Here is a 21,752-nt window from a genome sequence, read left to right as displayed (position 1 = left end):
CATGAGTATCGAAGTTCGCAATCTATCCAAGCAGTTTGGCCAATTCCGCGCGCTGAACGACGTGTCGCTGCACATCGAAACGGGCGAGCTGGTGGCGCTGCTGGGGCCGTCTGGCTGCGGCAAGACCACGCTGCTGCGCATCATCGCCGGGCTGGAGGCGCCGGATTCCGGCAGCGTGCTGTTCGCCGGTGAAGACGCCACCTCGGTCGACGTGCGCCAGCGCCAGGTCGGGTTCGTGTTCCAGCACTATGCGCTGTTCAAGCACATGACGGTGTTCGAAAACGTGGCCTTCGGCCTGCGCGTCAAGCACCGGTCGCAGCGTCCCGCCGAGGACCAGATCCGCCGCAAAGTGCACGAACTCTTGACGCTGGTTCAACTGGACTGGCTGGCGGATCGTTACCCCGCGCAATTGTCGGGCGGCCAACGGCAGCGCATTGCGCTGGCGCGCGCGCTGGCCGTCGAACCGCGCGTGCTGCTGCTGGACGAGCCCTTCGGCGCGTTGGATGCCAAGGTGCGCAAGGAACTGCGGCGTTGGCTGCGCCGGTTGCACGACGAACTGAACGTGGCCAGCGTGTTCGTCACGCACGATCAGGAAGAGGCGCTGGAGGTGGCCGACCGCGTCGTGCTGATGAACGCCGGCCGTATCGAGCAGGTGGGTACGCCGCGCGAAGTCTGGGAACAGCCCGCCACGCCCTTCGTCTACGGTTTCCTGGGCGATGTAAACCAGTTGCAGGGCGTGGCGGCGCGCGAGGTCTGGGAAGGCGCCGGCCTGTCGTTGCCCGCGCCCGGCCTGGCACAAGCCGAAGCCCGGCGCGCTACCGCCTATGTGCGGCCGCACGAATTCGATATCGAGCGCTATCGCGCGGGCGGCGAGGGCATCGCGGTGCGCCTGTCGCACGCATATCTGGCCGGACCCAGCGCCTATCTGGAATTGGCCCGCGAGGATTCCGACACCATCATCGAAGCGGAGGTGCCCGAATACCTGTACCGGGAGCTGGACCTGCGCGACGGCGAGGTTCTGTTGGCGCGTCCCCGCCGTGCACGCATTTTCGCGGTGCAGCCATGACGGTGTCTGCTGCGGTTTCTTCAGAGTTTGCTGCCGCGCTTCCGGCCGGTTTGGATGCGGGGTTGGCCCGCCGCTGGCGAGAGCTGCTTGACCGGTTGGCGCAGGTTCAGCGCCGCTACCCCGACGCGGCGCTGGCGTCGTCGCTGGCGGCCGAGGATATGGTTCTGACGCATGCCATCTATGGTTCGGGGTTGGGCCTGGAAGTGTTCACGCTGGATACCGGCCGGCTGCATGCCGAAACCCTTGGCGTGCTGGATGCCGTGGACGCGCGCTATGGGCGCCGCGTCACGGTGTACCGGCCCGACGCGGCTGCGGTCGACGCGCACGTGGCGGCGCATGGCGCCTATGCCTTTTACGAAAGCGTCGACCTGCGCAAAGCCTGTTGCCAGATCCGCAAAGTCGAACCGCTCAAGCGCGCGCTGGCCGGCCGCGGCGCGTGGATCACCGGCCAGCGCCGGCAGCAGTCCACGACGCGCGGCGAGCTGCCGCTGGAAGAACACGACACGACCTTCGGCCTCTACAAGTTCAATCCGCTGGCCGAGTGGAGCGAAGAAGAAGTCTGGGCCGTGATCCGCGCCCTGGGTATTCCGTACAACCCGTTGCACGACCAGGGCTACCCGTCGATCGGGTGCGAGCCCTGTACGCGCGCGATCCGCCCGGGCGAAGACCTGCGGGCAGGGCGCTGGTGGTGGGAGTCGTCGGACTCCAAGGAATGCGGCCTGCATGCAGGCAACCGGGTCATCAGTGTCGTGGCGCGCGGCGACTGACGCCGACCATGAATTCGAAATCTGTTTTAGGGGAATACCTATGTCTGCTGTGATCCAACGCAGCCACCTGGATTGGCTGGAATCGGAAGCAATATTCATCTTGCGCGAGGTCGCTGCCGAAAGCGAAAACCCCGTCTTGCTGTTCTCGGGCGGCAAGGACTCTGTGGTGCTGCTGCGCCTGGCCGAAAAGGCCTTCCGGCCGGGGCGCTTTCCGTTTCCGCTCATGCATATCGATACGGGGCACAACTTCGATGAGGTGATTGCCTTTCGCGACCAGCGCGCCGCCGAACTGGGCGAGACGCTGATCGTGCGCAGCGTGGAAGATTCGATCAAGCGCGGCAGCGTGGTGCTGCGGCGCGAAACCGATTCCCGCAACGCGGCCCAGGCGGTGACCTTGCTGGAGGCGATCGAGGAGTTCGGGTTCGACGCCTGCATCGGCGGCGCCCGGCGCGACGAGGAAAAGGCGCGCGCCAAGGAACGCATCTTTTCGTTCCGCGACGAGTTCGGCCAATGGGATCCCAAGGCACAGCGTCCGGAACTCTGGAACCTGTTCAACACCCGCGTGCACCGGGGCGAGAACATGCGCGTCTTCCCGATCTCGAACTGGACCGAACTGGACGTCTGGCAATACATCCAGCGCGAACAGCTGGCGTTGCCGTCCATCTATTTCAGCCATGAACGCGAAGTGGTCCGCCGCAAGGGCCTGCTGGTGCCGGTCACGCGCCTGACGCCGCCGCAGGATGGCGAGCAGGTCGAACGCCTGCCCGTGCGTTTTCGCACGGTGGGAGATATCTCGTGCACCTGCCCGGTGGCGTCCGACGCCACGGACACCATCGCCATCATCGCCGAGACCGCGGTGACCGACATCACCGAGCGCGGCGCCACGCGCATGGACGACCAGACTTCCGAGGCCTCGATGGAGCGCCGTAAGAAGGAAGGCTATTTCTGAATGCAGGATACGCCGGCTGCGGCCGGCGGCAGGGGACGCACATGAACGCACTGAACGACTCTTTTCTTTCCGGCGCCGGCAACGGCGTGCTGCGCCTGATCACGGCGGGTTCCGTCGACGACGGCAAATCCACGCTGATCGGCCGCCTGCTGTATGACAGCAAGGGCGTGTTCGCCGACCAGCTGGACGCGATTTCGCGTGCCAAGCACAAGCGCGTGGCCGGCGACGGGATCGACTTCTCACTGCTGACCGACGGGCTGGAAGCCGAGCGGGAGCAGGGCATCACCATCGACGTGGCCTACCGATACTTCTCCACGCCGGCGCGCAAATTCATCATCGCCGACGCGCCGGGGCACGAACAGTACACGCGCAACATGGTCACGGGCGCATCGACGGCGGACGTCGCCGTCATCCTGATCGACGCCACGCGCGCCGCGGACGGCAAGCTGCTGGCGCAGACCAAGCGCCACAGCACCATCGCCCGCCTGCTGGGCATTCGCCACATCGTGGTGGCGGTGAACAAGATGGACCTGGTGGACTGGGACCGCGCCGTGTTCGAGCGCATCCGCGACGCCTATGCCGACCTGGCGGGCAAGCTGGGCATTGCGCATTTCGACGCGCTGCCGCTGTCGGCCCTGAATGGCGACAACGTTGTCACGCTATCGCCCAAAACGCCGTGGTACGAAGGGCAGCCGCTGCTGGCGCTGTTGGAGTCGCTGGACCTGGCCAGCGACGGCCGCGCGTTGCCGCTGCGCTTCCCCGTGCAATGGGTGGCGCGCCACGATGGCGACCGCAAGGAAGACTTCCGTGGCTATGCGGGCCGGGTGGCCAGCGGCGTGCTGCGCGCGGGTGATGCGGTCACCGTGCAACCCTCGGGCGTCACGGCGGTGGTGCGTGAAGTGCGCGTCTTCGACCGCGTGCAGGATGAAGCGGTGGCGGGGGATTCGGTCACGCTGGTGCTGGACCGCGATGTGGACGTGTCGCGCGGCGACGTGATCGTGCACTCGTCCGCGCCTGCGCAGGTAACGCGCGAGTTCGAAGCCGAGCTGTGCTGGCTGGATGCGCAGGCGTTGAATCCCGCGCGTAAATATCTGCTGAAGTCCGGCACGCGCCTGACGTCGGCGAAGATCCGCGCCGTGCTCTCGCATCGCGACATCCACGAGTTGCAGGAAGTCGAAAACACCGAAGGCACCTTGCGCATGAACGATATCGGACGCGTGACGTTCACCACGCGCGAAGCGCTGGCGGTTGATCGTTATGCCGACGTGCCAGCGACCGGAGCCTTCATCCTGATCGACGAAGCCACGCATCAGACCGCGGCGGCGGGCATGCTGCGCTGAGCGCGGGGGTGGGCTGGAAAACAACGGCTCCTGAGGCTGAATTTCGCTGTTGTTTTTCTTCCAAATCCAATGCTGGCGCGGCTCTCCGGCCCATATCGCCTGGTGAAATCGATTTGTTCAGACGGGGCTCTCGTCTTGCGGTAAAGTGGGGTTGTCTTACGAAAAGGCTTTTGGTGCTTGTCAAAACCACTGTGTTTTTGTACAGTAGTTTTTATGGCACGCACCGATCATTCTTTTCCCGCCGGTTCTGGGTCCCCGGCTGCCGCCCCCGCCGCCTTGCGCGGTCGGGGTGCGGTTACTAATGTTCGGCATCGCTTTCAACGCGATGACCGCGTGCAGGTCGATGACGGCTGGTCCACTTCCGGCCTGCCGGCCGATTACGTAGATTCCGTCCCCGAATTCCCTTCCGAATTTCCTGCTGATACGCCCTCCCGCGAGCGGGTCATTCCGATCCTGCCCGATTCGCGCGTGGCGCCTGCCGCGCCCAAGACCACCGTCACGGCCGAAGAAGCGCGCAAGATGCTGTCGCGCAACGACTCGCCCGACATTCCTTTCGACGTGGCCGTCAACCCGTACCGGGGCTGCGAACATGGCTGCGTCTACTGCTACGCCCGGCCCACGCATTCCTACCTGGGGCTGTCCCCCGGGCTCGACTTCGAAACCCGGCTGGTCGCCAAGGCGAATGCCGTGCAGGCGCTGCGAGCCGAACTCAGCCGCCCCGGTTACAAGCCGTCTCCCATCAACATCGGCTCCGCCACGGACGCCTACCAGCCCATCGAACGCGACTGGCGGCTCACCCGTGGCATGCTGGAGCTCATGCTGGAAACCCGGCATCCGGTCACGATCGTCACGAAAAACGCGCTGGTCGCCCGCGACGTGGACCTGTTGGCGGCGCTGGCCGAGCAAAAGCTCGTGGTGGTCTACATGAGCATCACCACGCTGGATGCCGGCATGGCCCGCACGCTGGAACCCCGGGCTGCCGCCCCCTGGCGTCGGCTGGAAACGGTACGCACGCTGACTGAAGCGGGCGTGCCGGTGGGCGTGTTGGTGGCACCGGTCATTCCGTTCATCAACGACGACTCCATGGAACATATCCTCCAGGAATCCAAGGCGGCCGGCGCGCATTACGCCAGCTACACCGTCTTGCGCCTGCCCTGGGAGGTCAAGACCTTGTTCGAGGACTGGCTTAACGCCCATTTCCCCGATCGCGCCCAGCGCGTGTTGCACCGCATTGAAGACCTGCGCAATGGCCGCCGCAATGATCCAAATTTCGGGTCGCGCATGCGCGGCACCGGCATCTGGGCAGATCTGCTGCGCCAACGTTTCGCCGTGGCGACCCGCAAGTTGGGCCTGAACCGTCATCGTCTTGCCCTGGACTGCGAACGCTTCCAGCCGCCGCTGGCCTCGAACGCGACGCCGTCGCTGTTCACCGCGGCCGAGCCTGGCGCGTCCGCCGCGTCTTCTTCCGCCGCGTCTTCTTCCGATTTCCTATCCCCGGTTGGCGCGCAAGCGTCTTCAGGGGTCCCTTTTTCTGATGGATTGCCCGCGGTCAGCGGCGCAGTGGGCCGCGGTGCGCGCCAACTGCGCGCAATGGCGGCAGGCCAGTTGTCATTGTTCGACTGATTGCCGGTCGACGCCGCGGTGCCCGCCGCGGCCTGGAATCTTTCTCCAAGGAGTTCCCATGAACACCGCTGATATTTCCGTTTTGTCGGACGAGCTTGCCGTTACGCTCAACCCGTTGCGCCGCAGCGCGCATCGCGCCCGGGCGGTATGCGCCAAGCTGGTGGGCCTGGCGATGCCCTGGACTCCATCGGCCGATGCCCAGCCGCGTCATCGTGCGCGTCCTGGCTCCATGCCCGCCCGTTGGCCGTTCCCGCCCGCGCCGGCGGAAGAGGGCTCTGCCAGCCACGGGGTGGTTCCCGCCCCGGCGCCGGTGGCAACGGGGCGCCCCGTGGCGCCGGTTGCCGTCAGCACGCCCACGGCAGCCGTCGTGCGCGAACGCAGCCTGGGCAACGCCACGGTTGAACCCGTTACGTCTCAGGTCACCATGAAGGCCATGGTGATCGATGTGGTGATGGTGTTGGCCTGGGGCGCAATCATCCCCGGTCTGATGTGGCTGGGCGCGGCCGCCGGTTTCTGAGCGGCAGGAGGTTCAGCTGGAACCCAGCAGGATGACGCCCGCCAGAATGGACAGGCAGCCGGCCAGACGCCCGGGCCCGACCTTTTCGCGCAGCAGGAACATGCCCGCCAAGGTGCCCAGCATCATGGACATTTCGCGCGCAGGGGCCACCAGGCTCAGCGGCGCGCCGTTGCGCAAGGCGTAGAGCACCAGGATGTATCCCAGCGGAGACAGCAGGCCCACGGCCAGCGCCAGATGCCAATGCCCCCGCATCGATTCCCAGGCCTGAGCGCGGCGGCCCAGCATGTGGGGCGTCATCATGGCGGTGCGGGTCACGCACGTGAACCAGTCGAATAGCACCGGGCTGATCAGCAAGACCTTGACGCCGTAGGCGTCCACCACGGTGTAGGCGGCGATGAACAGGCCGATCACCACGCCCCAGCGCACCCCCACCCAGGCTTGCGCCTGCTTGAAGATGGTCAGCCGGCCCTGGGTCGCGATCAGCAATACGCCGATCACCACGCACAGCATGCCGATGATGCCGGTGCTGGTGGCGGGTTCCCCCAGCAGCAGGAAGGCGCCAGTGGTCGAAAGCAGGGGGCCGGTGCCCCGGGCGATGGGGTACACCACGGACAGGTCGGCCACTTGATAGCCGCGTTGCAGGCACAGGCTGTAGCCCAGATGCAACAGGCTCGAAGTGAGGATGGCGGCCACGACTGGCCACGTCCACGTCATGCCGTCATGCATCAGCACCCAGATCACCCAAGGCGCATACAGCACCGAGGCGCACAAGCCGTACGCGAAGACAAATGGGGCGCCCACCATGGCCGCTCGCTTGGCCAGCAGGTTCCACGTCGCGTGGGCCATTGCCGCCAGGACAACCAATAACAGGGACGTATACGACATGGGGGAACAGCGTCAGATGACGTGTTTGTTACAGAAGTGGCAAGCGTACATCAAAGCCACCAGAAGGTCGCCATTCTACCCGACGCCCAACCGAATTTTTGGTGTAGAATCATTGGTTTGCCAAATCTCATCCTCTGCTTGCGGTACGAGCATTGCGGGAAATCATGAGTGGCCCCGTGTAGAACTTTGAGTAGACCTACTTCAAGCGAACCCTGGGCACACGCATCGATTGCCAGCCATGCACACGGAAAGTCTGCCATCTGATGGCTACGCTTTACGTGAACAACATCGAACGGCAAAAGTTTTAGTCCGCAAAGACATGATGACTTAGGAGTTCTAATGAACCTTATCGCTATCCTGGAACAGGAAGAAATTGCCCGTCTGACCGGCGGCCAAGCCAAGCCTGAATTTGCTCCTGGTGACACCGTCATCGTGAGCGTGAACGTCGTTGAAGGCACCCGCAAGCGCGTGCAGGCTTTCGAAGGCGTTGTTATCGCCAAGCGCAACCGCGGCCTGAACTCCGCGTTCACCGTGCGCAAGATTTCGTCGGGTGAAGCCGTGGAACGTACGTTCCAGCTGTACTCGCCGCAAATCGCTGGCATCGAAGTCAAGCGCCGCGGCGACGTGCGCCGCGCCAAGCTGTACTACCTGCGCAACCGCTCGGGCAAGTCGGCGCGTATCAAGGAAAAGCTGGTCAGCAAGCAAGCCCCGGCGGCTTGATCGCTTATCGGCACACGGCCCTACCAGTGTCGGACGTCCGCGCCATTCAGCGTTTCCGTCCGGCACAGGTTTCCGGGTTAAAAAGGCACCTGCGAGGGTGCCTTTTTCTTATTGCAAAGCCGTATGTCTGATTCCTCGTATTCCGCGCGGCCTAGACGGCCGCTCGCGCGTCCCGGCTTCGATCCCGCGACGCAACCGTGGGTGGTGGCCAACGAGTCCTTGCCGGCCGTGCCTGCCAGCCTGCTGACCCCGGACTCCTTGCGGGGCACGCTCAGCCAGCCGTCCACCTGGACGCTGGAGCTTTCCCGCGACAACGACCTGCGCTATCCAGGTCGCGAAGGCACGCCCGTGCCCGCCGCGGTGCTGATTCCGCTGGTCACCCGCGACAACGGCGTGCACATCATGCTGACCCAGCGTGCCGCGCACTTGCACGACCATGCCGGCCAGATCAGCTTTCCGGGCGGACGCATCGAGACCAGCGATTCGACGCCGGTGGCCGCGGCCCTGCGCGAGGCGCAGGAGGAAACGGGCCTGCCCTCGAACCATGTGGAAGTGCTGGGTAGCATGCCGCCGTACCTGACGGCGACGGGCTTTTCCATCATTCCCGTGGTGTCGCTGGTGCGCCCGGGTTTCGACCTGGCGCCCGACGCATTTGAAGTGGCCGAAGTGTTCGAAGTGCCGCTGTCTTTCCTGATGGATCCCGCCAACCACCGCCTGTACGAAGCGCGGCTGGACGACGGACGGGTACGCAACTATTACGGCATGCCCTACGGCGACCATTTCATCTGGGGCGCCACTGCCGGCATGCTGCGCAACCTCTATCACCTGCTGCGCAACGGCTTCCAGCCGCGCTGACGGCGCCCACCCGCCGCCCGCCCGTCGCGCACCCCAATAAGAACGGCCCCTTATGGGGCCGTCATCATGCCGGGTGGCACGGTTGCTGGTCGGGCGCGACGTGCGCCGCTGACCTTCAATAGCGCTGCTGTCCGGCCAGGTTTTCTTCCAGGATGCGTTCGTACAGTGCATAGCGCAGCGGATTGATCTCGCCTGCCTGCAGCGCCGCAAGGACGCCGCAGCCCGGTTCCTGCCGATGCGTGCAGTTGTAGAAACGGCATGCTTCGATGGGCTTCGTGAATTCCGGGAAGCCGCGGATGATGTCGTCGCGGGTCAGGTGCTGCAACCCGAAGGCCTGGAATCCCGGCGAGTCGATCAGGTCGCCGCCCGGATCGGGCAGGTGATAGAGCCGCGTGCTGGTCGTGGTGTGCTTGCCCATGTCCAGCGCGGTCGAGTGTTCGCGCGTGGCGGCGCCGGCGGTGGGAATCAACGCGTTGAGCAGCGTGGATTTCCCCATGCCGCTCTGGCCCAGCAACAGGTTGGTGCGGCCGGCCAAGTGTGGCGCCAGCAGGGTATGGACTTTTTCGGGTTCCAGCGCACTGAGTTCGATGACCGGCACACCCAGCGCCGCGATCGGCGCCAGGCGGGCGCGCGCGGCGGGCAATTCGTCGGTCAGATCCGTTTTGTTCAGGATGATGAGCGGCGAGATGCCCGCGCTCCAGGCCCCGGCAAGCGCACGGCCGGTCAGGTCGTCCGAGAACGTCGGCCGCACGGCGATCACGATCAGAAGCTGGTCTACGTTGGATGCGAACTGCTTGGAGCGCATGTCGTCCGAGCGGTACAACAGGTTGCTGCGGGGCAGGATGGTGTCAATGGCGCCTTCATCGTTGCCCTGGGGCGTGATCTGGACGCGGTCGCCCACGGCGGCGCCGGCCTTCTTGCCGCGGGGGAAGCACTTGCGTACCGAGCCGTCGGCCAGCTCCACGGTGTAATGCCGCCCATGCGCCGCGATGATGCGGCCTTCTAGCCCGACTTGCGCGGCCGGGGTGCCCGCAGGCGCCGTATTGGGAGGTTTCCTGCTGCTGTTGTTGCGGGCGTTCATGCGGCGGTCGCCATCAGGTGGCGGATGCGCTCGGCGGCGGGGGGATGGCTGTCGTAGAAGGCGGAGTGCACGGGATCGGGGGTGAGCGTAGAGGCGTTGTCGTCGTAGAGTTTGACCAGCGCGGCCACCAGGCGTTCCGGCGAACTCTGCTCGGCCGCATAGCGGTCGGCTTCGAATTCGTCGCGGCGCGAGTACCAGCTGGCCAGCGGGGTGAACATGAAAGTGAAAACGGGAATGGCCAGGAAGAACAGCAGCAATGCCATGGCATCGTTGCGCCCGCCCAATTGTGGCATCACGCCCAGGTCCACATAGAACCAGGGTTGTTGGGCGACCCAGCCCAGGATGGCGAAAAAGGCAAATGCCATGCCGAAACTGAAGATGATGCGCTTGATGATGTGACGCTTGGCGAAATGGCCCAGCTCGTGGGCCAGCACGGCTTCGATTTCGTCGCCGTTCAAGCGGGCCAGCAAGGTGTCGAAGAACACGATGCGGCGCGACCGGCCGAATCCCGTGAAATAGGCGTTGCCGTGGGCGGAGCGGCGCGAACCGTCCATCACGAACAGGCCGTTGAGGGAGAAGCCGCAGCGTTGCGCCAGGCTCTGGATGCGTCCCGCCAGTTCCGGGTCGGACAGCGGGGTGAACTTGTTGAACAGCGGGGCGATGAACATCGGGTAGATGATCAGAAGCGCCAGGTTGAACACGGTCCAAAGCGCCCACGCCCAGATCCACCAGTAGGCGCCCGCGCTGCCCATCAGCCAGAGCACCGCAGCGGCCAGCGGCAAGCCCAGCACGGCGGCCACCAGCAGGCCCTTGGCCGCGTCGGCGATGAAGAGCTCGGGCGTCATGCGGTTGAATCCGAAACGCGCCTCCAGTTTGAACTGCCGCCACAATGTGAACGGCAATCCCAACACGCCGAGCAGCAGCGCCACGGCCACCAGCAGCAACATCTGGCGCAGGAAGTCGTTGCTGGTAAGCTGGCCTACCATCAGGTCAATGAACTGCAGTCCGCCCATCAGCGTCAGACACACCAGCAGGATCGCGTCGTAGGTGCGCTCCAGCATGCCCAGCTTGACCCGCGCGACCGTGTAATCCGCCGCACGCTGGTGGCTGGACAGCCCGATGCGATGGGAAAACTCCACGGGCACCTGGTCGCGATTGCGTACCACGTGGCGAATCTGGCGTGTCGCCAGCCACAGACGCACGGCAATATCGGTCAGCAGGAAAGCAACGAACAGCAATGTGAACATGGGCGAAGCGGTCGACTCAAGTAGGGATGTGCGAAAATCGCGCGTTTTATAGGCAAATTATATGGCTGTGAACGAAAATCGCCTGGTTTGGCTCGACATGGAAATGACGGGCCTGGAACCTGAGAAAGAACGCATCATCGAGGTGGCCGTCGTGGTGACGGAGCCCGACCTCACGGTCGTGGCCGAAGGCCCGGTGCTGGTGATCCACCAGCCCGACAGCCTGCTTGACGCCATGGATAACTGGAACAAGTCCACCCACGGCAAGAGCGGCCTGATCGACAAGGTCAAGGCATCCACGGTGTCCGAGGCGCAGGCAGAGGATACGCTCTTGGCGTTTCTTGCGCAGCATGTGCCGGCCGGTAAGTCGCCGTTGTGCGGCAACACCATCAGCCAGGACCGCCGCTTCATGTTTGCTTACATGCCGCGCCTGGAGCAGTTCTTCCATTACCGCAACCTTGACGTCAGCACGCTGAAGGAATTGGCGCGCCGCTGGGCGCCTGCGGTGTACAAGGGCTTCGAAAAGAAGAGCCGCCACGAAGCACTGGCGGACATCTACGAATCCATCGACGAACTCAAGTACTACCGCGAGCACTTCCTGAAGGTGTGAGCGGCAGGCCGGGCCGCGGCGTAAACTGGGTAAGACCTTTGGTCTGGATCCCTCCGCCGCGCCTTCGCCATGCCGTCTTACTCCGTCGCTCAGATACGCCGCGCCGAACAGCTAGCCCTGGCTTCGGGCCGGGCGCTGATGCCGTTGGCCGGCCGGGCTGCCGCCGAGTTCATCGCGGCCCGTTTCTCCCCTGATCACACCCTTCTGGCCCTGGCCGGCCCCGGCAATAACGGGGGCGACGCGCTGGAAGCCGCGACGCGCCTGCTCGCCCTGGGATACACGGTACGGGTGCTGCTGCCATCCGACCCTGCCCGCTTGCCACCGGATGCGGCCCGCGCCTGGGCCGGCTGGCACGCCGCCGGCGGCGAGACGCAGACGTCGCTTGGGTCTGGGGACGTCCCCGATATCGTCATTGACGGCTTGTTCGGCATCGGCTTGAACCGTACGCTGGACGCGGACTGGCAGGTGCTGGTCGATACGGTCAACAGCTGGAACGTGCCGGTCCTGGCGCTGGATGTGCCCAGCGGCATCGACGCCGATACCGGCGCGGCGCTGGGGCGGCCCATCCAGGCGCACTGGACGCTTTCCTTCATCGCCGCCACGGTCGGGCTATCGCGTCCCGGCCCCGGCCAGATCGCCGCCGGCGAGCGTCACGTCGATTCGCTGGGCGTGACCCTGTCTCCGCCCGCTTGAAGCCGGGCGTTCAGGCCGGGCGTCCGCCGAAGCGACCGGCGATGTCTCCCGCCAGGGGGGCAAAGCGTTCGTTGTCCTGGCCGGCCAAGGCTGCCAGGTGCGTCTCCGACGCGTCGAACACCTTCCAGTAGATCCTTCCGCACAACTCGCGCGCCGCGTGGCCGGGCCAGTTGTCGGGAAGCATCGGGCCGGGCAACTGCGGGTCATGCAGGACGATCCGTCGCCAATGGTGCAGCAGCATGACGCGGACGACGAACGCCTCGGGCGGAGAGGGCGGTTCTTCCAGCAGTTTCTCCAACGGGCCGAAGTTTCGCGAGAACTGAAGGTATTGCTCGGCGACGTCGTCCAGGTTCCAGCATTGCGACGCCAGGCTGGCGATGGGCAGGCCGCCTGCGCCGGCCAGGTCACGTGCGGACAACACCAGCGCCCGGTCCGGGATGCCCAGCTTGTCCAGGATGTCGTGCGCCGCCCGTGCTTCGGTGTGCGGATGGGCGAACAAACCCGGCGCAATCATGCCGAAGCCTTCCCAGACCAGTTCGCGCCGCAGCTCCGCGCGTTCGGCCAGGCCGTTGCCCGTGCGCGGCAACGCCACCAATGTCCATTCCCCATTCCAGTCCCGCGCCGCGCCCTCGTAGATGCGCTGCGACGCGTGCGCCGTATGGCGCAGGCCTTGCTCGGAAATCAGATAAAGGCTGCGACGGCCATGGCGTTCGGATTGCAGCCAGTTCTGGGCGACCAGCCGGAACACGCTGGTGCGCAGCAGCCGCTCGTTGATGCCCAGCGGTGCCAGCAGCGCGATCAGGTCGCCGAGCCAAATGGCGCCGCCATGGGGCGCGAGCGCGTCGCCCAGCAAGCTGACGCACAGGGATTTGGCGCGGGGCGGATCGCTTTTCAATAAGCGGGACAGAAAGCGGTCCAGGGGCGACTGAGGGTTTGCCATAAGGGGGGCCGCAAGCGGCCGATATCGGGATCCGCAATATGATACATAAATCCAATGTGATACAGATTTGAGTTTGACAATGATTTTTTTGTATTAAATAATCCGCCTATGACATGACGGCACTGCGGAACGTTTGCTTTGCGTTTTCGCAAACCGTCTCTAGGAGACAGAACATGTACGCTCAACTCGTCGAAACCGGCGTCAAGCAGGTCAAGACCGCCGATCAGCTTGAAGGCCGCGACCAGACGTTCCAGCGCCGCATTGACGACGGCGTGCGCATCGAGGCCAAGGACTGGATGCCGGACGCCTACCGCAAGACGCTGGTTCGCCAGATCTCGCAGCACGCGCATTCGGAAATCGTGGGGATGCTGCCGGAAGGCAACTGGATCACCCGGGCGCCGTCCCTCAAGCGCAAGGCGATCCTGCTGGCCAAGGTGCAGGACGAAGCCGGCCACGGGCTGTACCTGTACAGCGCTGCGGAAACGTTGGGCGTGTCGCGCGACGAGCTGATCGACGACTTGCATGCCGGCCGCGCCAAGTACTCCAGCATCTTCAACTACCCCACGCTCAGCTGGGCGGACATCGGCATGATCGGCTGGCTGGTCGACGGCTCGGCCATCATCAACCAGATTCCGCTGTGCCGCTGCTCCTACGGCCCGTACGCGCGGGCCATGGTGCGTGTCTGTAAGGAAGAGTCCTTCCACCAACGCCAGGGCTACGACCTGTTGATGCAGATGTGCCTGCATGGCACGCCGGAGCAGAAGGCCATGGTCCAGGATTCGCTGAACCGCTGGTGGTGGCCCGCACTGATGATGTTCGGCCCGTCGGATGCCGACTCGCCCAACAGCGCCCAGTCCATGGCGTGGAAGATCAAGCTGTTCTCCAACGACGAACTGCGCCAGAAGATGGTCGACCAGACCGTGCCCCAGGCCGAATACCTGGGCCTGACCGTGCCGGACCCCGATCTGAAGTGGAACGCCGAGCGCGGCCACTACGACTTCGGCGAGATCGACTGGAGCGAGTTCTACGTGGTGCTCAAGGGCAACGGCCCCTGCAACCGGGAACGCCTGGCTGCGCGCGTCAAGGCGCACGAGGACGGCGCCTGGGTGCGCGACGCCCTGGTCGCCTACGCCGACAAGCAGGCCCAGCGCAAAGCCGCCTGAGCCGCACCCGGCCGCATTCTCCATCCCATCATCATCGTAGACCGGTGCGCGCGGCGCGCGCCCGGCATTCCAAGGATATCCATCATGAGCAAAGACTGGCCTTTGTGGGAAGTGTTCATCCGCAGCCAGCACGGCCTGGCGCACAAGCACGTCGGTAGCCTGCATGCGTCCGACGCCGAAATGGCGATCAACCACGCCCGCGACGTCTATACCCGCCGCAACGAAGGCCTGAGCATCTGGGTCGTGCGCGCCTCGGACATCTCGGCCAGCAGCCCCGGCGACAAGGAACCCCTGTTCGAACCGGCCAACAGCAAGGTTTACCGGCATCCCACGTTTTTCCCGATGCCCGAAGAAATCAAGCACATGTGAGGCGGCGGGGGAGACATGGACAAGACTCTGTTTGAATACCTGTTGCGGTTGGGCGATACGTCGCTGATCCTGTCGCAGCGTCTGGGCGCATGGACGGGCCACGGCCCCATCCTGGAAGAAGACCTGGCGCTGACCAACACCGCGCTGGACCTGCTGGGCCAGGCCCGCATGTGGCTGACGCTGGCCGGTGAAGTGGAAGGCGCCGGCCGCGACGAAGACGCGCTGGCCTACCACCGCGACGCGCATCAGTTCCACAACGCGCTGCTGGTGGAGCGCGCCAACGGCAACTACGCCGACACCATGGCGCGCCAATTCCTGTTCGACGTATGGCACTACTTCCTGCTGCAACGTCTGGAGCAATCCTCGGACGAGCGCGTGGCCGCCATCGCGGCCAAGTCGATCAAGGAAGTGACCTATCACGTGCGCCGCTCGTCGGACATGGTGGTCCGACTGGGCGACGGCACGGCGGAAAGCCACGCCAAGATGCAAGCTGCCATCGACGACGCCTGGCGCTTCACGGGTGAACTGTTCGCCGACGACGCCGTGGACCAGGACCTGGCCACCCGTGGCATCGGCTGTGAGCTGGCCGCCTTGCGCCAGCCGTGGCTGGCCCATGTGCAAGAAGTGCTGGAAGAAGCCACGCTGACCGTGCCGGACGAAACCGCCGCCAACCATCTGGCCTACCGTGGCGGACGCCAGGGCAGGCACACCGAAGAACTGGGCTACGTGCTGGCGGAAATGCAGTACCTGCCGCGCGCTTATCCGGGAGCCACGTGGTGAACGCGCTGGCGCCCATTTCCGCCGACCAGGTCTACGCCTGGCTGCAGGAGGTCCCCGATCCGGAGATCCCCGTGCTGTCCGTGGTGGACCTGGGCGTGGTGCGGGACGTGTCCTGGGACGGCGACGCCTGCGTCGTCGTCATCACGCCCACGTACTCTGGCTGCCCGGCCATGCGCGAGATCACGCAGGACATCCAGCAGACGCTGGCCCGCCACGGCATTGACGAGGTCCGTGTCGAAACCCGCCTGGCGCCGGCCTGGACCACCGATTGGATGAGCGAGAAGGGGCGCGAAGCGCTCAAGGGCTACGGCATCGCCGCGCCCGCGGAACGCGCCATCGACATCTCGGGCATCAGCCGCCGCGCCGCCGCGCCCGCCATCGCATGCCCGCGCTGCGGTTCACGCGACACGCGGATGGTCAGCAACTTCGGGTCCACGTCATGCAAGGCGCTGTACCGTTGCGTCGCCTGCCGCGAACCCTTCGATTATTTCAAGACTCACTGAGAGCGGTTTCGAGATGAGCCAGAATCAATTTCATTCGTTGAAGGTGGCCTCGGTAGCGCGCAATACGCGCGACGCCGTCGTCGTGACTTTCGATCTGCCCGACACGCTGACCGAGGAATTCGCGTTCCTGCCGGGCCAGTACCTGACGCTGCGCACGCAATTGAACGGCGAAGAGCTGCGCCGTTCGTATTCGATCTGTTCCGCGCCGCACGACAAGCTGCTGCGCGTGGCGATCAAGAAGGTGGACGAAGGCACGTTCTCCAGCTGGGCCAACCAAGAGCTGCAACCCGGCCAGACGCTGGAAGTCATGGCGCCGGCGGGCAATTTCACGGTCGATTTTTCTCCCGAAAATAAACGTCACTACGTGGCCTTCGCCGTGGGTAGCGGCATCACGCCGGTGTTCTCGCTGGTCAAGACGGCGCTGTCTACCGAGCCGGGCAGCAAGTTCACGCTGTTCTTTGGCAACCGCGCGTCCTCGGCGGTGCTTTTCCGCGAAGAAATCGAAGACCTGAAGAATCTGTACATGGACCGCTTTTCGCTGGTCTACGTCATGAGCCGCGAGTCCCAGGACATCGAACTGTTCAACGGCCGTCTGGATGGCGACAAGGTCGACCAGCTGATGTCGGCCTGGATGAGCCCCGAGGATATCGATTACGCTTTTGTCTGTGGTCCGCAGACCATGACGGAAAGCGTGGTCGAGCGGTTGCAGGCCCGCGGCATTCCGAAGTCGAACATCAAGTTCGAGTTGTTCGGCGCGCCCAAGGGGCCGCGTGCGCTGCGCACCGGCCACGACGCCCGCCAGGCGCCCGGCAAGGGCCAGTGCGAAGTCACCGTGGTGCAGGACGGCCATAGCCGCAAGTTCGTCATTGAAAAGAATAAAGACAGCGTGCTGGACTCGGCGCTGGCGCAAGGGATCGAGTTGCCGTATTCGTGCAAGGGCGGGGTGTGTTCCACCTGCCGTTGCAAAGTGGTCGAAGGCGAGGTGGACATGGATGCCAACTTCGCGCTGGAAGACTACGAAGTGGCGCGCGGTTTTGTCCTCAGCTGCCAGAGCTTCCCCGTCAGCGATCGCCTGGTCATCGACTTCGACCAGGAAACCTGATCCGGCGCACGCCAGACAGACATCCCTAATTCATTGGAGAGACACAGTGTCCCAGAAATTCTTCGAACGCCATCAGCCCCTGCTGGAACAATCCCTGGCCGCCGCCGCGCTGCGCGGCTACTGGAGCCCGTTTGCCGAATCGCCCAGCCCCCGCAACTATGGCGAAACGGCCAATGACGACGGCCGCGCGGCTTTCGAAGCGCTGCAGGGCAAACCGTTTCCGCTGAACCTGCATGATGCCGACGGCACAGTGGGCGGCGAGAAATCGCCCTACGGCTTCGAGCTGGGCATCACCTATCCGCACGTGCCCGTGGACAAACTGATCGCCGCTTCCAAGCGCGCGCTGGAAGACTGGCGTCGCGCCGGCCCGCAGGCATGGGTCGGCGTGTCGCTTGAAATCCTGGCCCGGCTGAACAAGCTCAGCTTCGAGATCGCCTACGCGGTCCAGCACACCACCGGCCAGGGCTTCATGATGGCCTTCCAGGCTGGCGGCCCGCACGCGCAGGACCGCGGCTTCGAGGCCGTGACCTACGCCTGGCAGGAAATGTCGCGCATTCCTGGCGTCTCGATTTGGGAAAAGCCGCAGGGCAAGAACGACCCGATCCGCATGGAAAAGCAGTTCACCGTGGTGCCGCGCGGCGTCGCGCTGGTGATCGGCTGCTCAACCTTCCCGACCTGGAACGGCTATCCGGGGATGTTCGCCAGCCTGGCCACCGGCAACACCGTCATCGTGAAGCCGCATCCCGGCGCGATCCTGCCGCTGGCCATCACGGTCAAGGTGGCGCGCGAAGTGCTGCAGGAAGCGGGCTTCGATCCCGACGTCGTGCTGCTGGCCGCGCACGAAGCCGGCGACGACACCGCACAGAAGCTGGCGTTGGACCCGGCAGTCAAGATCGTCGACTTCACGGGCAGCACCGCCAATGGCGACTGGCTGGAGAACAACGCCCGCCAGGCGCTGGTGTACACCGAGAAGGCCGGCGTCAACCAGGTCATCATCGATTCCACGGATGACCTGAAGGGCGTGGCGCGCAACCTGGCGTTTTCGCTGGCCCTGTATTCGGGCCAGATGTGCACGGCGCCGCAGAACATCTACGTGCCTCGCGACGGCATCAATACGCCGGAAGGCCGCGTCAGCTTCGACGACGTCGCCGCCGCGCTGGGCGTGGCGCTGGAAAAGGTCAGCGCCGACGCCGCGCGCGCGGTCGAACTGACCGGCGCGATCCAGAACGCAGGCATCGTCGAGCGCATCGAACGCGCCCGCGCCCTGGGCCTGCCGGTCGTCGCCGACAGCAAGACGCTGACGCACCCGCAGTTCGAGAATGCCTGCGTGCGCACGCCGCTGTTGCTGCGTACGGAAGCGGGCAATGCCGCCATCAGCCAGGAATGGTTTGGTCCTATCGCTTTCGTGGTGGCCACCGACTCCACGGCGCACAGCATCCAGCTGGCCCGCGACAGCGTCGTCCAGCACGGTGCCCTGTCGCTGTCCGCTTACACGACCGACGCGCAGGTGGCTGACCAGGTCCAGGACGCGGCGGAAGTGTCCGGCGTGTCGCTGTCGCTGAACTTGACGGGCGCGGTGTTCGTGAACCAGACCGCGGCTTTCAGCGACTTCCACGGTACCGGCGCCAACCCGGCCGCCAATGCGGCGCTGTCCGACACGGCGTTCGTGTCGAACCGCTTCCGCGTGGTGCAAACCCGCCGTCATATCTAGCCCACCCCCGAAGCGCTACGCGCTTCCCCCTCGAGGGGGCGCCGCTGCGGCCCGGCAAAGCCGGCTCCGCGCGGCCCGGATAGGGGGTACCGATTACTTTTAATGCCAGTAGCGTGCCCGCAATGGATAACTGACATGAACTACCAAGACATCAAATTCGATCTGTCCAACGGTATCGCGCGCCTGACGCTGAACCGCCCGGACAAGCTGAACAGCTTTACCGCCAACATGCACGCCGAAGTGGCCGACGCGTTGACGCGCGTTGAAACCGAAGGCGCGCGCGTGCTGGTCTTGACCGGCGCGGGGCGCGGCTTTTGCGCGGGGCAGGACTTAAGCGAGCGCAAGCCCGCCGAAGACGGCACGCCGCCCGATCTGGGCGAAACGGTCGACAAGTTCTACGGTCCGCTGGTGCGGCGCTTGAACGCCTTGGCCCTGCCCGTCGTGGTGGGCGTGAACGGCGTGGCGGCCGGCGCGGGCGCCAACCTGGCGTTCGCGGGCGATATCGTCATCGCCCGCGCGTCGGCCAACTTCATCCAGTCGTTCTGCCGCCTGGGGCTGATCCCCGACACCGGCGGCACCTTCGTGCTGCCGCGCCTGGTCGGCCGCGCGCGCGCCATGGGCTTGGCGATGCTGGGCGACAAGCTCAGCGCCAGGCAGGCGGAAGCATGGGGCCTGATCTGGCAATGCGTGGAGGACGACGAGTTCGACGCCACGCTGGACCGCCTGGCCCAGCATTTCTCCACGGCGCCCACGAAGGGCCTGGCATTCACCAAGCGGGCCATGCAGGCCAGCCTGGGCAACGACCTGTCCACGCAGCTGGACCTCGAACGCGACATGATGCGTGAACTGGGCCGCAGCGCTGATTACGCCGAAGGCGTAGCCGCGTTCCTGGGCAAGCGCGAACCGCAATTCAAGGGGCAATGATGAATGTGCACGTTCCCGTAGTTGAAGTGCCGGCGGACCCCCAGGAGTTGGCGCAGGCGGTCGGTACCGTGATGTACGCAGGCGACGCGGCCTCACAAGGCCTGGACATGAAAGTCGAGGAAATGGCGCCCGGCTACGCGCGGCTGACGATGCGCGTGCGCGCCGACATGTTGAACGGGCACAAGACCTGCCACGGCGGCTTCATCTTCGCCCTGGCCGATAGCGCCTTCGCGTTTTCCTGCAATTCGCGCAACGTCAGCACCGTGGCGTCCGGCTGCACCATCGATTATCTGGCGCCCGGTTTCGAAGGCGACGTGCTGACTGCCGTGGCCCAGGAACGGTCGCTGGCAGGCCGCACGGGCGTCTACGACGTGACCGTGACCAATCAGGAAGGCCGCAATGTCGCGTTGTTCCGGGGACGTTCGTATCGCATCAAGGGCCAGATCGTCGGCGTTCCCGCCGCCGCGTAACGCAATCCGCCAAAGATAAGGCCGCCAGTCGGGCGGCGCGCGCCAGGGAGTTCAGGCCCCTGTTGCCGCCCGAACCGGCGCAGAGAGAATTTCAGGAGAGAGATAATCATGTCCAACACCATGAGCAAGCCGGGGCTGGACCCCATCGAGCATGCCAGCGAGGATGAGCTTCGCGGGTTGCAGCTGGAACGTCTTAAGTGGACGCTGAAGCATGCCTACGAAAACGTCCCGCACTACAAGAAGGCGTTCGACGAAGCGGGAGTGCATCCCGACGATCTGAAGCAGCTGTCCGACATTGCGAAGTTTCCGTTCACGACCAAGAAAGAACTGCGCGAGAACTATCCCTTTGGCATGTTCGCCGTCCCGCGCGACCGGATCTCGCGTATTCACGCATCCAGCGGCACCACGGGCAAGCCGACGGTGGTGGGCTACACCAAGGGCGACCTGGACAACTGGGCAAACCTCGTGGCGCGTTCCATCCGCGCGGCTGGCGGCAAGCCGGGCGACACCGTGCACGTGGCCTACGGCTACGGCCTGTTCACGGGCGGCCTGGGCGCGCATTACGGAGCCGAACGCCTGGGGTGCACGGTCATTCCGATGTCGGGTGGGCAGACCGAAAAGCAGGTGCAGCTGATCAGCGATTTCCGTCCGGACATCATCATGGTCACGCCCTCCTATTTCTGCAATATTCTGGAAGAGCAGCGCCGCCAGGGCATTGATCCGCGTCAAAGCTCGCTGCGTATCGGAATCTTTGGCGCCGAGCCCTGGACCGGCCAGATGCGTGCCGATATCGAGACCGAAGCCGGCATTGATGCGGTGGACATCTATGGCCTGTCCGAAGTGATGGGGCCGGGCGTGGCCAGCGAATGCGTCGAGACCAAAGACGGCCCCGTGGTCTGGGAAGACCATTTCTACGCCGAGATCATCAATCCGGACACGGGCGAGCCCGTGGCCGACGGTGAGCCGGGCGAACTGGTGTTCACGTCGTTGACCAAGGAAGCGATGCCCATCATCCGCTACCGCACGCGCGACCTGACCCGGCTGTTGCCGCCCACGGCGCGCAGCATGCGCCGCATCGGCAAGATCACCGGCCGCAGCGACGATATGCTGATCGTGCGCGGCGTGAACATGTTCCCGACACAGGTCGAGGAGCTGGTGCTGAAGATCGCCCAACTGGCCCCGCACTATCAGTTGGTGCTGTCGCGCACCGGCAACATGGACGAGCTGGAAATCCTGACCGAAGTGCGGGCCGAGTTCTCAGGCCTGTCGGACGCCGAGCGCAACGACCTGGGCCGGCAACTGCAGCATGCGGTGAAAACGCACATCGGCGTCAGTGCGCGCATCCAGGTGTCGGACTCCGGGCATGTGGAACGCACCTTGACCGGCAAGGCGCGCCGCGTGATCGATAAGCGACCCAAAGGGTAGATCCCACCCGAAAAA

23 protein-coding genes are annotated in these 21,752 nt (G+C 64.9%); 19 read left to right on the top strand and 4 right to left on the bottom strand.

The genetic code is table 11. The features are described 5' to 3' along the window. The first annotated feature begins 1 nt into the window (after nt 1). The 6 genes from ACE039_RS20210 to ACE039_RS20185 all read left to right on the top strand — a co-directional run bounded on the left by ACE039_RS20210 (nt 2) and on the right by ACE039_RS20185 (nt 6,262). A complete protein-coding gene (locus ACE039_RS20210; protein ID WP_485811399.1) occupies nt 2-1,066 on the top strand; it encodes a sulfate/molybdate ABC transporter ATP-binding protein in 1,065 nt (354 codons plus the stop codon). Then, nucleotides 1,063-1,833 carry a phosphoadenylyl-sulfate reductase gene (locus ACE039_RS20205; protein ID WP_485823190.1) on the top strand — a complete coding sequence of 257 codons (771 nt, stop codon included), beginning with the start codon at nt 1,063-1,065 and terminating at the stop codon, nt 1,831-1,833. Before ACE039_RS20210 ends, ACE039_RS20205 begins: the two co-directional genes overlap by 4 nt. A gap of 40 nt (nt 1,834-1,873) precedes the next feature. After that, nucleotides 1,874-2,782 carry a sulfate adenylyltransferase subunit CysD gene (gene cysD / locus ACE039_RS20200; RefSeq protein ID WP_105554947.1) on the top strand — a complete coding sequence of 303 codons (909 nt, stop codon included), beginning with the start codon at nt 1,874-1,876 and terminating at the stop codon, nt 2,780-2,782. Between the two features lie 41 nt (nt 2,783-2,823). Then, nucleotides 2,824-4,122 carry a sulfate adenylyltransferase subunit 1 gene (locus tag ACE039_RS20195; protein ID WP_485811396.1) on the top strand — a complete coding sequence of 433 codons (1,299 nt, stop codon included), beginning with the start codon at nt 2,824-2,826 and terminating at the stop codon, nt 4,120-4,122. 213 nt (nt 4,123-4,335) lie between these two features. After that, nucleotides 4,336-5,745: a PA0069 family radical SAM protein gene (locus ACE039_RS20190; RefSeq protein ID WP_485823189.1), complete on the top strand. Its 1,410-nt coding sequence runs from the start codon at nt 4,336-4,338 to the stop codon at nt 5,743-5,745. Nucleotides 5,746-5,803: 58 nt separating this feature from the next. After that, complete coding sequence (locus ACE039_RS20185; protein WP_485823188.1) at nt 5,804-6,262, top strand: hypothetical protein; 459 nt, start codon at nt 5,804-5,806, stop codon at nt 6,260-6,262. A gap of 12 nt (nt 6,263-6,274) precedes the next feature. On the opposite strand, the gene ACE039_RS20180 is transcribed toward ACE039_RS20185, so the two are convergent. Next, nucleotides 6,275-7,147 carry an EamA family transporter gene (locus ACE039_RS20180; RefSeq protein ID WP_310032676.1) on the bottom strand — a complete coding sequence of 291 codons (873 nt, stop codon included), beginning with the start codon at nt 7,145-7,147 and terminating at the stop codon, nt 6,275-6,277. Between the two features lie 339 nt (nt 7,148-7,486). Here ACE039_RS20180 and rplS point away from each other — a divergent pair, with 339 nt between their 5' ends. Both rplS and ACE039_RS20170 read left to right on the top strand, forming a co-directional pair. Further along, on the top strand, nt 7,487-7,867 hold the full coding sequence (gene rplS, locus ACE039_RS20175; protein WP_054423686.1) for a 50S ribosomal protein L19: 381 nt from the start codon (nt 7,487-7,489) through the stop codon (nt 7,865-7,867). A 123-nt stretch (nt 7,868-7,990) separates the two neighbouring features. Next, nucleotides 7,991-8,722: a CoA pyrophosphatase gene (locus ACE039_RS20170; protein WP_105554942.1), complete on the top strand. Its 732-nt coding sequence runs from the start codon at nt 7,991-7,993 to the stop codon at nt 8,720-8,722. A 115-nt stretch (nt 8,723-8,837) separates the two neighbouring features. On the opposite strand, the gene rsgA is transcribed toward ACE039_RS20170, so the two are convergent. Next, complete coding sequence (gene rsgA / locus ACE039_RS20165; protein WP_485811393.1) at nt 8,838-9,803, bottom strand: ribosome small subunit-dependent GTPase A; 966 nt, start codon at nt 9,801-9,803, stop codon at nt 8,838-8,840. Then, on the bottom strand, nt 9,800-11,050 hold the full coding sequence (locus tag ACE039_RS20160; RefSeq protein WP_485823187.1) for a M48 family metallopeptidase: 1,251 nt from the start codon (nt 11,048-11,050) through the stop codon (nt 9,800-9,802). The genes rsgA and ACE039_RS20160 overlap by 4 nt, the downstream gene beginning before the upstream one ends. A gap of 61 nt (nt 11,051-11,111) precedes the next feature. Between ACE039_RS20160 and orn the strand changes: the two genes are divergently transcribed. Continuing rightward, the gene (gene orn, locus ACE039_RS20155; RefSeq protein ID WP_006225115.1) at nt 11,112-11,657 is read left to right on the top strand and encodes an oligoribonuclease; all 546 of its coding nucleotides are present in this window, start codon (nt 11,112-11,114) and stop codon (nt 11,655-11,657) included. Between the two features lie 69 nt (nt 11,658-11,726). Continuing rightward, on the top strand, nt 11,727-12,350 hold the full coding sequence (locus tag ACE039_RS20150) for an NAD(P)H-hydrate epimerase (protein WP_485823186.1): 624 nt from the start codon (nt 11,727-11,729) through the stop codon (nt 12,348-12,350). A gap of 10 nt (nt 12,351-12,360) precedes the next feature. Here ACE039_RS20150 and paaX read toward each other — a convergent pair whose 3' ends face one another. Next, nucleotides 12,361-13,290 carry a phenylacetic acid degradation operon negative regulatory protein PaaX gene (paaX, locus tag ACE039_RS20145; RefSeq protein WP_485811389.1) on the bottom strand — a complete coding sequence of 310 codons (930 nt, stop codon included), beginning with the start codon at nt 13,288-13,290 and terminating at the stop codon, nt 12,361-12,363. 173 nt (nt 13,291-13,463) lie between these two features. Here paaX and paaA point away from each other — a divergent pair, with 173 nt between their 5' ends. From paaA to paaK, 9 genes are all read left to right on the top strand, one after another. Beyond that, a complete protein-coding gene (gene paaA / locus ACE039_RS20140; RefSeq protein ID WP_485823185.1) occupies nt 13,464-14,453 on the top strand; it encodes a 1,2-phenylacetyl-CoA epoxidase subunit PaaA in 990 nt (329 codons plus the stop codon). An 84-nt stretch (nt 14,454-14,537) separates the two neighbouring features. Beyond that, nucleotides 14,538-14,822: a 1,2-phenylacetyl-CoA epoxidase subunit PaaB gene (gene paaB, locus ACE039_RS20135; RefSeq protein WP_006225111.1), complete on the top strand. Its 285-nt coding sequence runs from the start codon at nt 14,538-14,540 to the stop codon at nt 14,820-14,822. 15 nt (nt 14,823-14,837) lie between these two features. Beyond that, a complete protein-coding gene (gene paaC / locus ACE039_RS20130) occupies nt 14,838-15,602 on the top strand; it encodes a 1,2-phenylacetyl-CoA epoxidase subunit PaaC (protein WP_485811388.1) in 765 nt (254 codons plus the stop codon). Continuing rightward, complete coding sequence (paaD, locus tag ACE039_RS20125) at nt 15,599-16,105, top strand: 1,2-phenylacetyl-CoA epoxidase subunit PaaD (protein ID WP_105555543.1); 507 nt, start codon at nt 15,599-15,601, stop codon at nt 16,103-16,105. The genes paaC and paaD overlap by 4 nt, the downstream gene beginning before the upstream one ends. A 13-nt stretch (nt 16,106-16,118) precedes the next feature. Further along, nucleotides 16,119-17,207: a 1,2-phenylacetyl-CoA epoxidase subunit PaaE gene (gene paaE / locus ACE039_RS20120; protein WP_485811387.1), complete on the top strand. Its 1,089-nt coding sequence runs from the start codon at nt 16,119-16,121 to the stop codon at nt 17,205-17,207. Nucleotides 17,208-17,253: 46 nt separating this feature from the next. Beyond that, a complete protein-coding gene (gene paaN, locus ACE039_RS20115) occupies nt 17,254-18,918 on the top strand; it encodes a phenylacetic acid degradation protein PaaN (RefSeq protein ID WP_485811386.1) in 1,665 nt (554 codons plus the stop codon). Between the two features lie 135 nt (nt 18,919-19,053). Beyond that, a complete protein-coding gene (paaG, locus tag ACE039_RS20110; protein ID WP_485823184.1) occupies nt 19,054-19,842 on the top strand; it encodes a 2-(1,2-epoxy-1,2-dihydrophenyl)acetyl-CoA isomerase PaaG in 789 nt (262 codons plus the stop codon). Then, the gene (gene paaI, locus ACE039_RS20105; protein WP_485823183.1) at nt 19,842-20,312 is read left to right on the top strand and encodes a hydroxyphenylacetyl-CoA thioesterase PaaI; all 471 of its coding nucleotides are present in this window, start codon (nt 19,842-19,844) and stop codon (nt 20,310-20,312) included. Before paaG ends, paaI begins: the two co-directional genes overlap by 1 nt. A 108-nt stretch (nt 20,313-20,420) precedes the next feature. Next, nucleotides 20,421-21,737 (top strand): phenylacetate--CoA ligase PaaK, encoded by a 1,317-nt coding sequence (gene paaK / locus ACE039_RS20100; protein WP_310032657.1) that lies wholly within the window; start codon nt 20,421-20,423, stop codon nt 21,735-21,737. The last annotated feature ends 15 nt before the right edge of the window (nt 21,738-21,752 follow it).

Source organism: Achromobacter maghribensis (assembly GCF_057334215.1).
The sequence above is the reverse complement of the archived record's forward strand: the minus strand, read 5'-3'. Positions and strand labels throughout refer to the sequence as shown.